The following is a 15836-nucleotide window of genomic DNA, read 5'->3' on the forward strand; positions in this document are numbered from 1 at the left end:
CCGTATTAGGGCGTGGGGGTTCAAGTCCCCCCTCGCGCACGCGAATGAAATGGCCTCTGACCTGGGATTTAGTTCCCAAGGTCAGGGGTTGTTTTCGTTGGAAGTGCTAGAAAAAGTGCTAAGTGTTCTCTATGGGGCATCTGGGTGCCAGCGTTCGTACGTACCACGGTGTCAGCAGGACCTGGGAACATAGAGGTATGCCTCGCGCTGAGTCCGTGGCGTTATTGCAAGGAGTGCGCGAGGATCCCGCCGTCTGGACTGCAAAGTATGGCCCTGTGCTTCAGGCTTCGAGGATACGACGGTCGATGTGTTCGACGGCGCTGGCTCGGGCACAGCCTCGGCGGTGAGCCTTGAGCATGCTTCCCTCCTCCAGGTTTGGGATGCAGGCTCGGGGAAGAAGAGATACTGCCCACGCGGCGAGTAGAGGGCAGTTCTGATTTGTCTAGTTGCCACGAGCCGCACTACAGCCCGGGAACATCGACCAGGTCGCCCCACGGCAGCCCGGACAGTGCCCAGAGCAAGGCAAAGCCATGGCTAGAGTGGAGGGGTGAGCGGAAGCAGCGAGACTAGTAAGGGAACAGACCGCCGGATCGGCCTGACTCCCGAGCGAGTCGTCGAGGTTGCGATGGAACTGTCTCGGGGTGGCGGCCTGAGCTCATGGACTGTGCGCGACCTTGCTGACGCGCTCGATGTCGCTCCTTCGGTCATCTACCATCACGTAGGTGGCCGCGACCTAATTATCCGGGGGGTCGTTGAACGTGTGCTCCAGGGCATGACCCCTCCGGATCCCGCCTTGGATTGGCAAGCGTGGTTCCGGGCGTTCCTGTATGACGGGCGGCCCGCGATCGACCCGTACCCCGGCGTCGCGAAGTGGCTCATCATGCATGGGCCGACTTTCCCCAGCATCCGAGGCTTCTTCGATGCGGGGATTTCGACTCTCGAGCGAGCAGGGTTCCCGCAGCCGGCCCTCGTCTACGCGCTCCTCGTGAACACCGCAATGCTCACCATCACGATGAGCGATGACCGTCTTGAGTCGGGAGATGACGGCCCCCGCGACCATGCCAGTATGCTCCGCGATTTCTCCGCGATGAACGTTGAGAGCAGCGGCATCAGCCGCATGATTCGGGGGGTCCTCGGACCACTCGCTGAGGACCCGACTCGGGCCGGCGAAGCCGTCAATGACGCCTATTACCACCTGCTCGTGGAGACCTTGCTCACCGGACTTGCTGCGCGACTTCCGTAAATCGGCACGTGCGCCCCTCACTCTCAGTGCTTGAGGTGGTTGCCCTCAGGGGCGCCCGCGTGGTTATTTCGGCGATCACATCGAACGTGTGATGCAGGTTAGGCATGCCTTACCGTATACTCAATACTCGAACGTTGTTCTAGTGGTTGGGCTGCTGGCCTACTCAGGCGTTCGTCCCGTATCGAAAGGATCCCTGTGTCTACATCTGTGCGCCGGCGCGCGCTTCCTGTCCTTGCACTCACGGCGAGCGCTGCTCTTCTGCTGTCCGCCTGTTCCGGCGACCCCGGCGACGCGCCAGCAGATCTCGAGACGCGAACGATCGCCAGTGAAGTCGGCGAGTCCACCGTTCCGGTGGACCCGGAGATGATTGTGGCGCTCGACGAGCCGGCTGCGCTGAACATGTTGAGCATCGGTATCACCCCCGACGTCGTGTTTGACTCGTGGCGTACCACGGTCCCAAAGGCGATCCTCGAATCGGCCGGTATCGAGATGGCCACGACGTCATCGTTCTACCCGGAGTTGGAAGAGGTAGCCGCGTTCGAGCCCGATCTGATCGTTGGCACCGCGGCCGAAGGGTTCGCCGAATCCGGGCCGGCGTACGCGAGCATCGCGCCGCTCATTGGCGCGCTGTACGCCGAGGCTGACGGAAGCCAGATCATCGAGGCGTACGGCGAGTACTTCGACAGGCCCGCGGAGGCGGCCCGCGTCAGCGACGCTCTGGACGCTCTCGCGGAGGAGACAGCTGCGGCCCAGCCCGCTGGCGAGACCTCGATCTCGGTGCTCATGTCGTGGGCGCAGGACAACATGCCGTTGTACATGGATGCGGCCAACTCGCTTCATGGAACGATCGCTGCGGCAGGCTTCACCCGTCCGCCGTTGCAGGACGAGGTCCCCGCGGAAGGCAGCGCATTTGGCGGGTGGACGGTCTTCTCTCCCGAGCAACTGCCTGCACAGGATGCCGATGTGCTTGCCATCGCCGTCGCCGCGCAGTACAACCTCGAAGGCATCACCGAGATGCCGCTCTACCCCTCGCTCGCCGCGGTGACGAACGACCGGTCTCTCGTCGTCGACGGGGACCTGTGGTCGGGCGGCGCCGCGTTCTACACCTATTGGGTGCTGCGTGATCTCGCGACGATCGCCGCTGGCGATGATGCTCCGGGTACCGTCGATGACGGCGCGGAGCGCTGGAACGACTACCTCACGGCGATCGGCGGCTGAGGTGTCGGCTCACGCGCCCGTGTCGGAGCGATCGGTCACGTTCTGGCAGCTGGCTGCCCCCGTACGCGGGCGCGTGAAGCTGGCAGGGCTTCTGTCTGCGCTCGGAGCGATCGCAGGTGTGCTCCCGGTGCTGTTCGCGATGGAACTCGTTCGTATCCTCGTGCCCGGCCTCGGCGGTGCCGAGACGAATGCCACCCAGGCGTACGTCATCGTCGGTGCGTTGATCTTCGGCGTCGTGCTCGCCCAGGCGCTCACTCTCGCCGGGTACGGCATCAGCCACGTCGCCGATGCTCGGTTGGCTGAGTCGCTGCGTCAGCGTCAGGTGGATCAGGCGCTCCGGCTGCGGCTGGACTGGTTCGCCCGCACCGGTTCCGGGCGGGTAAAGAAGGTCATCCAGGACGACGTAGTGAAAGTTCACCAGCTCGTGGCGCACCTTGTGCCTGACTCCGCCAACGGTCTGGTTCGCCCCCTGGCCAGCCTGGTGGTGCTGTTTCTGATCGACTGGAGGATCGGGCTGATCGCGCTCGTGCCGCTGGTGCTGGCCGCAGCGAGTCTGCCCCTGATGCTCAAGGACGTCACCACCCGATTCGCGCAGTACAACACAGCGCTGGCAGACCTCAGCGCTGCGGTCGTCGAGTTCGTCCGCGGCATCGCACCGATCAAGGTTTTCGAGGCATCAGCAAAGGGTCATCGCCGCTTCTGGGACAGCGCACGCAGCCATCACCGCTTCTACACCGAGTGGATGGAGTCGACCACCCGGGGGTCGGCCCTGATGACGGTATTCACCTCGCCCGGCTTCGCGGTCGTCGTGTCCTCGAGCGGCACGGCGCTGCTCATCGTCCTGGCAGGAGCGGATCCGGTACTGCTGCTGCCCTCGATACTGCTCACCGCGAACATCGCAGGCCCGCTCTACCTGATGATGCAGATGACCCAGTTCCTCCGCGAGGCGAACGGCGCAGCCGGCAGCATCGTCGAGTTCTTCGAGCTTCCCGCCGCGACACAGGGCGACCCTGGACGCCGAGCATCCGGAGAGGCAGTGGACATCGACAGCGTCACCTTCGCCTACGAAGACGGTCCACGAGCACTCCAGGACGTGAGCCTCGCACTCACACCCGGCACGGTGACCGCGCTGGTCGGCCCCTCCGGATCGGGCAAGTCCACACTCGCCTCCATCGTGCCCCGTCTCCTCGACCCCGACACCGGGCAGGTGCGACTGGGCGGCGTCGACACGACGGAGCTGACCGCCCTGGAGCTCTACCGGCACATCGCGTTCGTCTTCCAGCAGCCCTATCTGATGCGAATGACGGTACGAGACAACATCCGACTGGCTCGCCCCGACGCCACCGACGCGCAGGTCGTCGCGGCGGCGCGTGCCGCGCAGATCCACGAGCGCATCGAGCGGTTGCCGCAGGGTTACGACACGGCCGTCGGCGAGGACGCGCGACTCTCGGGCGGCGAGCAGCAACGGCTTTCGATCGCTCGGGCGATTCTGATGGATGCCCCGATTCTGGTCCTCGATGAGGCGACTGCGTTCGCCGATCCGGACTCCGAGGCCGCCATCCAGCGCGCCCTGGCCGAGCTCACCCGCGGGCGCACGCTGCTGGTCATTGCACACCGGCTGCACACCGTCGCCTCAGCGCATCAGATCGCCGTACTCGACCGCGGAACCGTGCGCGAACGGGGCACCCACGCGGAGCTGCTCAACCGCAACGACCTCTACGCCCGGATGTGGCGGACTTATCAACGAGCGCGAGACACCCCGCTCGCCGACACCACCACCAGCCCATCAGAGGAGACGAAGCGATGATCCGGCGCCTCTACGCCATCGCCGACGCGGACGCTCGACGCAGACTGACAACCTACCTAGTCCTCTCCGCCGTCGCGATCATGCTGGTCTCCACGGCCCTGGTGCTACTGATCCCCCTGATCCGCGCGCTGTTCTCAGATGATCCTGCCCAAGCGCTGCCCTCCGTCATCGCCATCGCGGCGGTCGGGTTGGCGGCGATGACCATCGAGATCGTCAGCGGCATGTATGGAGAGCGGACCGGCGCAGTGCTCATCCTCCGCATGCACGAAGTGATCGGAGAGCGGATCATGCGCCTGCCGATCGGCTGGTTCGACAGCGAGCGGATCGGCACGATCAGCGCTTTGACCTCACGGGGGGTCACCTTCGCTGCCAATGCACCGAACTCGTTCCTGCGTCCGGTCTGGCAGGCGACCGTAGGCCCGCTCGTCGTTGCGACGGCGGTGGTGTTCATCCACCCAGTGATCGGCGCCACCATGCTGCTCGGCGGTATCGCCGTGGTCCTCGTCTGGCGTGCTGTACGCGCACGAGAGCAACGATTCCGGCTGCGCTCAGACCAGATGAACGAGGAAGGCACCGCGCGCGTGCTGGAGTTCGCCGCCGCGCAGCCTGCCGTGCGCGCCGCAGGCCCGGACTCCTTGGCCGAACGCAGTGTTCGGGCAGCGTTGCGCGAACAACGAGCAGCGGCCGAGCGTGTGCTCGCGCAGAGCAACCGGAGCATGGCACTGTACAACGTGGTGGCGTACGCGGTACTGCTCATCGTCGTCGTGCTTGACGTCTGGCAGGTCGGGACAGGCGAACTCGATGCCCCGACGTTCGTCGCCCTCCTCGCCATGCAGATCCTCGGCACCTGGTTCGCCGTGCACGGTCTCCCGTTCGGGGAGGGCCTGGACATGTCCAACCGCACCCTGGATCAGATCGACCGGCTGATGACCGCGCCGGTGCTCCCCGAGCCCGACGCCCCGGCCCGCCCCGTCGACGCGCGCATCGAGTTCGATGACGTCACCTTCGGATACAGTGCGGATTCACCGGTGATCCGCGGGGCCTCCTTCCACGTGCCCGCAGGAACCATGACGGCGATCGTCGGCCCCTCGGGCTCCGGCAAAACCACCATCGCCAGGCTTATCGCGCGCTTCTTCGACGTCCAATCCGGCGCGGTGAAGATCGGCGGCGCCGATGTGCGAGCGCTCGGCACCGCGGTCACCCTCGCACAGTTGTCGGTGGTGTTCCAGGACGTGTACCTGTTTGAGGACACGCTGCGAGAGAACATCAGGCTGGGCCGTCCCGACGCCAGCGACACGGAGGTGGAGGATGCCGCCCGCCGCGCCGGGGTCATCGAGATCGCCGAGCGACTGCCGCAAGGGTTCGACACCCCGGTAGGCGAGAGCGGCGGCACGCTCTCGGGCGGGGAACGTCAGCGGGTGTCGATCGCCCGTGCGCTCCTCAAGGACGCCCCGATCGTCCTGCTCGACGAGGCAACGGCAGCGCTGGACATCGAGAGCGAAGCGCTCATCCAGCAAGGCCTTGCAGACCTCTCCGGCCACAAGACCCGAGTGGTGATCGCGCACCGACTGCAGACGATCCGTCAGGCCGACCAGATCGTCGTACTCGACGGCCAGGGTCGGATCGAAGCCGCCGGCAGTCACGACGAACTCCTCGACGCGAGTCCGAGCTACGCAGGTTTCTGGGCGGAGCGCAGCGGCACGTTGAACTGGAGGATCGATGCGGGGTGACCGCGTCACCGGGCGCGTGGCTGTGCTCGTCCTCGGCATCCTCCTCATGGGCGCCACGGCGGCGGCGAGCCTGTTCGTCGGAGCAGGTCACGTCGCACCGCAGGATGTCGTGGATGCCCTGCTCGGAGGTGGGGACGCCGAGAGCGTGACGATCGTCCGCGAGATGCGGCTGCCGCGGACGATCAACGCCCTGCTCGTCGGAGCAGCGCTCGGCTTCGCCGGAGCGATCATGCAAGCCCTCATCGGTAACCCGCTCGCCGACCCCGGCCTGCTCGGGGTCAACGCCGGGGCAGGGCTTGCGGTCATGATCGCCGTCGGCGCGATCGGACTGACGAGCTTCAACGCGTACATCGGCTTCGCGCTCGCCGGTGCACTGCTCGTTTCCCTCTTCGTCTACGCGGTCTCGCTCACCGTCGGACGCGGCTCACCCTTCACAATCGTCCTCGCTGGCGTCGCCGTCACCGCGGTGCTCACCGGTGTGTCGACGGCGCTTGCGGTGCTCGACTCCGCCCGGTTCAACGCCTTGCGCGGTTGGATGTCGGGGGACGTCGCCGGACGCGACCTCGAGGTCATCGGCCAGGGTGCGATCGTGATCGGAGTCGGGCTCGTGGTGGCTATGACGGTCACGCGGCCGCTCGCGCAACTCGCACTCGGCGCCGACACGGCTCGGGGGCTCGGCGTCGCCGTCGGACGCACCCGACTCGGCGCGGCTATCGCGGTGATGCTGCTCGCCGGGGGTGCCACGGCCTTGGGCGGGCCGATCGTCTTCATCGGGCTCATGGTGCCCCACCTCGCCCGCGCCCTGGTCGGCCCGAGGCTGAGCTGGGCACTCGCCTACAGTGCGCTGGCCGGGGGCCTGTTGCTGCTCGTCGCCGACATGATCGGTCGGGTCGTGATCCCCCCGGGCGAGGCGCCTGCGGGATTGCTGACGGCGATCATTGGGGCTCCGGTGCTGGCCATGCTGGTGCGCGGATCTGCCGGCCGCGCGAAGGAGGAACAGCGGTGACCGAACGGCAGACTGTGGACTTCGGGTCCCACCGGATTCTGCTGCGAACGCGTCGGACATCGAGCATCGTGAACACCCGCACTGCGACGCTGGTGATTGTCGCGTTGCTGGGTGGCATGGTGACGTTCTTCCTGGCCGTCTCGCTGGGGAAGTTTCCCGTGCCGCTCGGCGAGGTCTTCTCGATCCTCGGCGGCGGCGACCACGGCTTCAGCAACCAGGTGGTACTCGAATGGCGACTGCCTCGCGCGGTCGCCGGGCTCGTCTTCGGCGCAGGGCTCGGCGTCTCGGGGGCGATCTTCCAGTCGATCACCCGCAACCCGCTCGGCAGCCCCGATGTCATCGGCCTGGGCGTGGGCGCCTACACCGGTGCGCTCATCGCCTCGCTCGTGTTCGGCGGTGGCGTCGCGGTCACCGTGCTCGCTCTCGCTGGCGGGGTGGGCTCCGCGCTGATCGTCTACTTGCTCTCCTACCGTCGCGGGCTCTCGGGAATCCGCTTCGTCGTCGTCGGCATCGCCTTGTCCTCGGCACTCACCGCCGTGAACTCCATCCTGCTGCTGCGGATGAGTACGCGCTTCGCGACCACCGTGAGCATCTGGGGCCAGGGAAGCCTCGTCGATGTCACCTGGGCCGAGGTCTGGCCGGCGGCATTGTGCGTTCTGGTCCTCATCCTCCTGGCCGCCGGGCTCGGACCTTCCATGCGGCAGCTGGAGCTGGGCGACAGCGCAGCAGCATCCACCGGCGTGCCCATCGAGCGGGCACGGCTCGCGCTGCTCGCGGTCGGTGTGCTGTTGACCGCCATCATCACCAGCGTCACCGGGCCCATCGCCTTCATCGCACTCGTCGCCCCGCAACTGGCCCGCCTCCTCACCGGCAACGGCGGGGCCACCCTCGCAGGATCCGCCGCCACAGGCGCACTCCTGCTCAGCGCTGCCGACGTCGCCGCGTCCCACCTCCTGCCCGTCTCCGTGCCGGTCGGGGTCGTCACCGCCGTTCTCGGCGGGGCCTACCTGCTCGCCCTCATCCTCAGAGAGGCCCGACGTTCATGATCCAGATCCAGAACGCCACCGTCGGCTACGGCGGCCCACCCGTCAGCACCGGCATCACCCTCGAGATCCCCGAGAACTCGGTGACCATGATCGTCGGCCCGAACGGATGCGGTAAGTCCACCGCCCTGCGCACGCTCGCGCGACTCCTTACCCCGACCACGGGCACCGTGCTGCTGGATGGCGCAGACATCCGGTCCATGAAGACGAAGGAGCTGGCCAAACGGCTGGGTCTGCTCGCACAGCAGTCGTCGGCACCGGACGGGATCCGAGTCGCGGAACTCGTCGCGCGCGGACGCTATCCGCACCAGAGTCTGCTGCGACGATGGTCAGAAGAGGATGATCACGCTGTCGCGGACGCGATGGCGATCACCGGGGTGGCTGAGTTCTCTGCGCTGCCGGTGGACCAGCTCTCCGGTGGGCAGCGCCAGCGGGTATGGATCGCGATGGTGCTCGCTCAAAAGACGCCGCTGCTGCTGCTGGACGAGCCCACGACCTTCCTCGACTTGGCCCACCAGCTCGACGTGCTCGAACTCTGCCGCGCGCTCGTCGAGGAGCGGAATCGAACTGTCGTCGCGGTGGTCCATGACCTGACGCAAGCGGCACGCTTCGCCTCCCACCTCATCGTCATGCACGAGGGGGCCGTCGTCGCCGCCGGTCCCCCCGCGGAGGTGGTCACGCCGGACCTGATCTGTGACGTATTCGAAGTCGAAGCCAAGGTCGGCCTCGATGCCGAGACCGGCGTCCCGACCGTCATTCCCCTCCGCACGCTCCGTACGACCCCCCGAGCAAAGAAGTCGCTCAGATGAGCAGGGGGCTCTCACGGCGCAGCTTCCTCGCCGCCGCGGGCGGCAGCGCGCTGGGTGTGCTCGGCGTATGGTCGTTGAGCTCCTGCGCCCCCTCCGGACCCTCCTACATCCTCGCGACAGACCCGGAAGTCGCGCAGCGGGAGGCGACGCGCCCTCGAAGCGGAGCGACCGTCCGACACCGGCTCACCGCCGAGGCAGACTTCATCTCACTCGCCGAGGGCCAATTACTCGGCACCTGGGGATTTCGTGAGGACGCAGCCCTCGCCGCACTCGGTCCGACCCTCAGAGCCAGTCGAGGCGACCGCCTCGTCGTCGACGTCGACAACAGGCTCACCGAGGACACCTCCGTGCACTGGCACGGGCTTCGCATCCGCAACGACATGGACGGCTCCCCGCCCGACACACAAGACCCGATCCTGCCCGGGAGCGGGTTCACCTACGACTTCACGCTCCCCGACCACGGAACCTACTGGTACCACTCCCACAGCGGCCTCCAGGCCGACCGGGGCCTGTTCGGGGCGCTCGTCATCGAAGACCCCGACGACACTAGTGGTGCGGACACCGATCTGGTGCTCGTCCTCGACGACTGGCTCGACGGAATCGCGGCGACACCCGAGCAGGTGCTCGCCGCCCTCGGCCCCACCGGTGGCGGACACGGATCGCATGGATCCCACGGCATCGACGTCTCTGGCGAGATCACGCCCACAGCACAGGAGCTCGTCGGCCAGGGCATGGGCCATTCCGACGTGCTCGGCGGGCCGACCCAGCACATCGCCTACCCGCTGCACCTGATCAACGGTCGCACCCGCGAGGATCCCGCACGCCTGGAGGTCCCTTCGGGTTCCCGAGTGCGGCTACGTGTGATCAACGCCGCCGCCGAGACCCCGTACCGCATCGCCCTCGCCGGTCACCGTCTCACGGTCATCGCCGCAGACGGGTTCGACACGCAACCCTTCGAGACAGATGCCGCGCTGATCGCGCCCGCACAACGCCTCGACCTCACCGTCGACCTCTCATCGGGCGTCTGGCCGTTCGTGGCGAGGGTGGAAGGACGCGAAGGATCCACGCTGGCAGTGATCGGCACCGCTGACGCGGCCGGAGCCACACCAACCGGCGCCCGCGCCACAGAGATCCCAGAGCTCGACCGGCGCCTCGCAGTTGACGCGGACCTCCGTCCGGCCGAGCACGCCGCGCTGCCCGAGCGAGAACCCGACCAGCTGTGGAGGCTGGAACTCATCGAAGGCACCGGCGGATATGTGTGGGGTATCGCGGGAGAGGACGCCGCCCGGCTGCAGCCACGCCTCGGCGAACGAATCCGCATGCAGCTCACCAACACCACCTCGATGTGGCACCCCATGCACCTCCACGGGCACACCTTCGCCTCCCGCACCCACGCAGGCCTCCGCCGCGACACGATCGCCGTGCTTCCGGGCGAAACAGCGACCCTCGACTTCGACGCCGACAACCCCGGCCGCTGGATGATCCACTGCCACAACGCCTACCACTTCGCCGCGGGTATGACCGCGCCGATCCGATACATCCGGTGAACCTGAACCCGACTCGCACACCACCCCGTCCACATCCAACCAGTACCCCGCATCAACATCGAAGGAGCATCATGTCCCGCAGCCATCAAGCGCCCCGCCGAGCCGCCGCGACCCTCGTCACGTCCGCGCTGGCTGCCGTACTAGCACTCGGACTCGCAGGCTGCGGAAGCAGCGGCACCGAGCACACCGTCACCATCGACGGGCTCAAATGGACTCCCGCCGAAATCGAGATCGAGGTCGGCGACACCGTCGTCTGGGACATGGAATCCAACGGCATGCCACACGACGTAGTCTCCGACGACGAGCTCTTCGCCAGCGAACTCATGACCGAAGGCGAGTTCCGCTACACCTTCACCGAAGCCGGCGAGTACGGATACCATTGCACACCCCACCCCCCAATGATCGGAACCATCACGGTCGTCGAGCCTTGATCCTTGCGCGTCAGCCTGTTGAGACGCAAGACCACCGATGAGCTCGCGCATGTTGGGAGCCTTTCTGGGTGAGGTTGCTGCCAACGGCAAGTAGCACGTTCTGCACGGACTGCGCTATCCGGTGGGTGCTGTGCCTCAGAGGCCGAGGTGGGCGGCGAAGCGGTCTACTGCTGACCTCTGCATGGTCGGGGTGACGTGGGAGTAGATGTTCATCGTCGTCGTGATCGTTGAGTGCCCCAACCGCTCCTGGACGACCTTAGGGTGCTCTCCGAGTTCGAGCAGCAGGGTTGCGTGGGTGTGACGCAGGCCCTTGATCGTGACCCGGTGCAGGCTGTCGAACTTCGCGGTCGCCCACTTGAGGCGGCGATCCCAGCGGCTGGTGATCGCGTCGGGTGAACGGAGCTTCCCGTCATCGTCGCCGAAGACGTAGGCGTCGGCCTTCGCGAGCTCGAACGACACCTCAGCGCGGGCGACCTTGTACGAGGCGAGCGCTTTCAACGTCTCGGCGTCCACGTCGATGACGCGGGCTTGCCCGGTCTTGGTGGTCTTCGTCTTCGTCCAGTCGTCGGTATCGACGGCGCGGCGGATGCTGACTCGCATGGTCTTCGCGTTGATGTCCGACCATTTCAGGGCGAGGGCTTCGGAGCGGCGCATACCGGTGTAGGCGATGAGTCGCCACAGCGGGAACAGTTCGTCTTCGAGGGTGTCGCGGTTCCAGGTGAGGAAGGTCTGCAACTGCTCGGCCGTCCACGTCGCGATCTCGGGTTTCTGCGCCCGCACCTCGCTGGACTTCGGGGGTTTGACGGTGCGCTTCTTCTTCGCCGGGTTAACCGTCAGGTGCCCGTCGTCGATCGCAGCGTCCAGGATCGCGCCGAGCACGACGTGCACCTTGTGGACGCTGTTGGCCGACAGCGGCTGTCCTTTGCCGTATTCGTCGCTGCGGCCGTGGTCTTCGAGGTCGCGGTAGTGGCGGGCGATCCTGGTGGCGGTGAGCTTGTCGAGCCGGATATTGCCGAGCTGGGGCCGGATGTGGTTGCGGATGATCTTCTTGTACCCGGTAGTCGTGGACGCCGCGAGCTTGAGCCCCGCCACCCACTCATCCGCATAGGTGCTCACGGTCGGCACCTTGTTGCCAAACTTCTCGTTCTGCTTGCGCTGCTTCAACGCCTCCTGCAAGGCGTCGTTGGCTTCGTCGGTGCTGGTGAACCCGGAACGGGTCAGGCGACGTGATCCCATCTCGGGGTACTCGGGGTCTTTCAGAACGTAGATCTGGAACCGCCACCGCTTCCCCGTGTCGGTGTCATAGGACTGGATCGAGCCAGGCTGCCGAGAGCGCGAACGCCGCTGCTGCGTCTCACCCCCGCCGCCCTGCCCTGCGGACTGTGGCTTCTTCGTCATGACCGGGTGCTCCTTGCCGTGCTCTGCCCGGGCCGGTGAGTGTCGGCATAGTTCTCGATGTAGTTGGCGGCGTTGAACACGCGCCCCTCCGGGTCGAGCTGCACGCCCCGCTCCTGGATCACTCGCGCGCGTGCCCGCGCCGCCTCCAAACGCTCCTGGTATGCGGCAATGGTCTTCGGGTGCGCCTGAGTCCTCTCGGGGTCGCCCTTGCTGGGGGCGGTCATGCCCGCGAGGGTGGTTTCGAGGTGGTGGATGCGGTCGGTGCAGATCACCCATTCCTGCTGCCAGTAGTTGAACAGCCCCTCATCGGTGAGCCCGAGTTCCCCGCGCATCCACCGATCAATCTCCTCCGGCTCGTACCCCTCCGGCACCCCGGTGAGCGTCGTCTGCTCGTCCGGCGGGGTCAGGAGCGCGGCGGGGGTGGTGCGCAGCAGGTAGGCGATCACGGTCAGGTCGTCCACGTCCACGCGGCGATCCCCGGCCTCCAGCTTGCTGATGCCCGAGGTGGAGAGCTTTCGCCCTGCGGCTTTCAGCCCGTCGGACATGGTGCGCAAGTCCATGCCGATCGCTTGCCGGGCGGCGCGGATGTTCTGCGCGACGTGCGTGTTCGTGATGCCTGCGGGGTTGCCCCGCACCCTCTCTGTTTCCATAGTAGAAAACTACAGCGCAATGCTTGACAGCGCAAGTGCGATTCTCTACGGTGGGATGAACCACATTTCTCGGCGCTGACACGAACGGATGGTGTGACGATGCGGCAGAGCACCCTCGACATGGACGATCTCCGCAAGCGGCGCAGCCTCGTCATCACCCGCAAAGAAGCCGCCGAAGCCCTCGGCGTCGATCCCCGCACGATTACCACGAGCATCAACGAGGGCACGATCCCGCATGTGAAGCTCGGGCGTCGAATCGTGATCCCCCGCGAGAAGTTCCTCGCCCTCTTCGCAGACGCCACGCCCGACGGGTCGTAGGCGGCACTCTGAGGCGATGCCGAATCGGCACCCCCGCGCCGAGTTCCCGGAGGAATGTCGGCGGAGCATGACGCGCAAGAGCACCTGCGACCCCGCCGTGCTCGACCGCGAGCTGGACGCTGCACGTGGACATTGTCGTGCCCTGCCTCCGCCGGATAAGTTTGGACTCGATGCTCCACCTGGAAGCGACCGGGGCGGGCCAAGTCTCGGTCTGTAACGGTTGAACAAGCGCCGGACATTATTCTACGAGGGCGCTGAGTACCTGGGCCTTACCTGAGACCTGCGATAATGAGCGTATGCAGTCTCCGTCGCGTCTCCCGCACCTCGTGCGCGGGTCGAGTGCGGCTGGGATTGCGACGTTCGCGGCATTGTTCTCGCATGTCGTCGGCGGTGGCGCGATGCCTGGGCCGCTGGGGATTTCTGTGCCCTTGCTGCTGTCGTTGATGGTGTGCATCTTGCTCGCTGGTCGGAAACTGTCGCTTGCTCGGCTGTCGGTGTCGGTGGTCGCGAGCCAGACCTTGTTCCACACCTTATTCGTGCTCGGCACGCCCACCGCAGCCGCGGGCGCGCAGATGGATATGTCGGGCGGGGCTCATCATCACGGTCACGGGATGATGCAGATGCCGGTGGTGTCGGAGCAGACGATCACGCTGGTGCATGGCGATGCCACGATGTGGGTGTCGCACTTCATCGGTGCTGCGATCACGGTCTTCTTCCTGTACCGAGGCGAGCAGGCGATTCATCGTCTCCGCGCCTTGGCTGAGCAGTTCGTCGCATGGGTGCGGCATCGTCTCGTGGTGCCGCTGCGTCTCCCGGTCGCGACGGCCCCGGCGCGGGTGCCGGTCACCGTGGAGATGAGCGGTTGGACGGTGCTGTCTCAGCTTCAGGCCTCGACGTTGAGCAGGCGCGGGCCGCCTCGTGTCTTTCGGATCGCTCACTAACTCTCCCAGTGTCGCCGCTTCCGGGCTGGCGATTCTTGTGCTGTAGCCGGTTGTCGCCGCCCACGCACGCATATCCTGCGTGCGTTGTCGCTTGCGCGAACCCTCCAGCCGCATAGCACAGAGCGTTCGAGCGTTTCCATACGGCAGTTCGTATCGATCTGACCGCATCCCCGTACAGGCGGGTGGCGGTGCCGACCCCGCGCACGCGTGCGCCTCGTGGTCGGGAGTATGCATGTCTGAAAGGCACAAGAAACCAATGATGAAGATTCGCAATCGCGCCGCTCGCGCCGGGGCCGTGTTCGGGGTGGCGCTGCTGGCGCTGACCGGATGCGCGACCGGGCAGAACGAAAGCGCAAGTACGCAGCAGGAGGAGCCTGTCGCGCAGACGGCCCAGGCGGACTCGGTCATGATCGAGGACGCGTGGGTGAAGACCGCCCAGCCGGGCGACATGACGGCCGCGTTCGGCACCCTCGAGAACGCTTCCGATCAGGACGTGACGGTGGTATCGGTGGAGTCGTCGGCGTCGCCGATGATGGAACTCCACGAGACCGTCGAGAACGATTCCGGGCAGATGGTGATGCAGGAGGTCGAGGGCGGCTTCACGATCCCCGCGAACGACCACCTGCACTTGGAGCCGGGCGGGAACCACCTCATGCTGATGGAACTCCCCGAGGCGATCCAGGCCGGTCAAGAGGTGACGTTCACACTCACGTTCTCCGACGACTCCACGTTGGAGTTCACGGCCGTCGCGAAGGACTACGCGGGCGCAAACGAGACGTATGAGGGAGACATGGATCATGGCGACATGAACCATGACGACGCCGAGCACAGCGAGCACTGATGAGCGCCCCCGACCGGGGCGAGCCGTCCGTTAAGGCGGCGTCGACCCGGCGGCAGTTCCTCCTCGGAGGGGCCGCCGCCGGGGTCGGCGCGGCTGCCACGCTCGGCATCGGCTACGCCCTCACTCCACACGGCGAGGCCACTCCTGCGTCGGTGCCGCTCAACGGTGACGAGACGGTGCCGTTCTACGGCACCCATCAGGCGGGGGTCGATACCGATGCACAGGCGCACGCCATGTTCATCGGCCTCTACCTACACCCAGAGACTGACCGGGATGGGCTGCGGCGCATGATGGGGATTCTCACCGACGACGCGGCACGACTCGCCCAGGGCGTGCCGCCGCTCGCAGACTCCGAACCGGAACTCGCAGTCGCACCCGCGAGGTTGACGGTCACGTTCGGATTCGGGCCGGGCTTCGTCACCCGCGCAAGCGGCACAGGTCCTCAGTGGCTTCAGCCGTTGCCCGCGTTCGGCATCGACCAACTCCAACCGGAGTACGGTGACGGGGATCTACTGATCCAGGTCGCCTCAGACGACCCGGTCACGGTCGCGCACGCGACCCGGATGCTCCTCAAGGACACGCGCAGCTTCGCGAGTCTCCGGTGGGTGCAGCCGGGGTTCCGGCGGGCGCACGGCTCGGTGAAGCCGGGCACGACGATGCGGAATCTGTTCGGGCAGGTCGACGGCACCACCAACCCCACCCCGGGAACCACCGACTTCGATAAGGTCGTGTGGGCCACGGGCGGCTGGTTGACCGGTGGCACGGGGGCGGTGATCCGCCGGATCCGCATGGATCTAGATGTACTGACCGGGGACATTGGTTGACGCGGGCGACAGGTCCCGAGGATCTCCCTC

The 15836-nt window shown here is 66.4% G+C and carries 15 protein-coding genes; 13 read left to right on the forward strand and 2 right to left on the reverse strand.

Annotated features, from left to right (window positions below; translation table 11 throughout):
• The first annotated feature begins 793 nt into the window (after positions 1–793).
• From ACTIAO_RS14370 to ACTIAO_RS14410, 9 genes are all read left to right on the forward strand, one after another.
• Positions 794–1243 (forward strand): hypothetical protein, encoded by a 450-nt coding sequence (locus ACTIAO_RS14370; protein WP_441906902.1) that lies wholly within the window; start codon positions 794–796, stop codon positions 1241–1243.
• A gap of 195 nt (positions 1244–1438) precedes the next feature.
• A complete protein-coding gene (locus tag ACTIAO_RS14375; RefSeq protein WP_157560441.1) occupies positions 1439–2461 on the forward strand; it encodes an ABC transporter substrate-binding protein in 1023 nt (340 codons plus the stop codon).
• A gap of 19 nt (positions 2462–2480) precedes the next feature.
• Entirely contained in the window at positions 2481–4268 is a 1788-nt protein-coding gene (locus ACTIAO_RS14380; protein WP_159456839.1) for an ABC transporter ATP-binding protein, read from the forward strand.
• Positions 4265–5998, forward strand: coding sequence for an ABC transporter ATP-binding protein (locus ACTIAO_RS14385; protein WP_029152887.1), 1734 nt, complete (start codon positions 4265–4267; stop codon positions 5996–5998). The genes ACTIAO_RS14380 and ACTIAO_RS14385 overlap by 4 nt, the downstream gene beginning before the upstream one ends.
• Positions 5988–7004 (forward strand): FecCD family ABC transporter permease, encoded by a 1017-nt coding sequence (locus ACTIAO_RS14390; protein WP_051216434.1) that lies wholly within the window; start codon positions 5988–5990, stop codon positions 7002–7004. Before ACTIAO_RS14385 ends, ACTIAO_RS14390 begins: the two co-directional genes overlap by 11 nt.
• Positions 7001–8050, forward strand: a complete 1050-nt coding sequence (locus ACTIAO_RS14395; protein ID WP_029152888.1) for a FecCD family ABC transporter permease — start codon at positions 7001–7003, stop codon at positions 8048–8050. Before ACTIAO_RS14390 ends, ACTIAO_RS14395 begins: the two co-directional genes overlap by 4 nt.
• Entirely contained in the window at positions 8047–8856 is an 810-nt protein-coding gene (locus tag ACTIAO_RS14400) for an ABC transporter ATP-binding protein (RefSeq protein ID WP_036322084.1), read from the forward strand. Before ACTIAO_RS14395 ends, ACTIAO_RS14400 begins: the two co-directional genes overlap by 4 nt.
• Entirely contained in the window at positions 8853–10403 is a 1551-nt protein-coding gene (locus tag ACTIAO_RS14405; protein ID WP_029152889.1) for a multicopper oxidase family protein, read from the forward strand. The genes ACTIAO_RS14400 and ACTIAO_RS14405 overlap by 4 nt, the downstream gene beginning before the upstream one ends.
• A 71-nt stretch (positions 10404–10474) precedes the next feature.
• On the forward strand, positions 10475–10834 hold the full coding sequence (locus ACTIAO_RS14410; RefSeq protein ID WP_051216436.1) for a plastocyanin/azurin family copper-binding protein: 360 nt from the start codon (positions 10475–10477) through the stop codon (positions 10832–10834).
• A 135-nt stretch (positions 10835–10969) separates the two neighbouring features.
• On the opposite strand, the gene ACTIAO_RS14415 is transcribed toward ACTIAO_RS14410, so the two are convergent.
• Complete coding sequence (locus tag ACTIAO_RS14415) at positions 10970–12232, reverse strand: tyrosine-type recombinase/integrase (protein WP_441906903.1); 1263 nt, start codon at positions 12230–12232, stop codon at positions 10970–10972.
• Complete coding sequence (locus ACTIAO_RS14420; protein ID WP_441901116.1) at positions 12229–12882, reverse strand: helix-turn-helix domain-containing protein; 654 nt, start codon at positions 12880–12882, stop codon at positions 12229–12231. The genes ACTIAO_RS14415 and ACTIAO_RS14420 overlap by 4 nt, the downstream gene beginning before the upstream one ends.
• Positions 12883–12981: 99 nt before the next feature.
• On the opposite strand from ACTIAO_RS14420, the gene ACTIAO_RS14425 reads away from it, so the two are divergent.
• The 4 genes from ACTIAO_RS14425 to ACTIAO_RS14440 all read left to right on the forward strand — a co-directional run bounded on the left by ACTIAO_RS14425 (position 12982) and on the right by ACTIAO_RS14440 (position 15806).
• Positions 12982–13200: a helix-turn-helix domain-containing protein gene (locus ACTIAO_RS14425; RefSeq protein ID WP_029152892.1), complete on the forward strand. Its 219-nt coding sequence runs from the start codon at positions 12982–12984 to the stop codon at positions 13198–13200.
• Positions 13201–13496: 296 nt separating this feature from the next.
• Positions 13497–14141: a hypothetical protein gene (locus tag ACTIAO_RS14430; RefSeq protein ID WP_036322087.1), complete on the forward strand. Its 645-nt coding sequence runs from the start codon at positions 13497–13499 to the stop codon at positions 14139–14141.
• A 259-nt stretch (positions 14142–14400) separates the two neighbouring features.
• Positions 14401–14982, forward strand: a complete 582-nt coding sequence (locus ACTIAO_RS14435) for a copper chaperone PCu(A)C (protein ID WP_029152893.1) — start codon at positions 14401–14403, stop codon at positions 14980–14982.
• Complete coding sequence (locus ACTIAO_RS14440; RefSeq protein WP_441906904.1) at positions 14982–15806, forward strand: Dyp-type peroxidase; 825 nt, start codon at positions 14982–14984, stop codon at positions 15804–15806. The genes ACTIAO_RS14435 and ACTIAO_RS14440 overlap by 1 nt, the downstream gene beginning before the upstream one ends.
• The last annotated feature ends 30 nt before the right edge of the window (positions 15807–15836 follow it).

Source organism: Microbacterium sp. (assembly GCF_052099035.1).
Classification (GTDB): Bacteria; Actinomycetota; Actinomycetes; order Actinomycetales; family Microbacteriaceae; genus Microbacterium.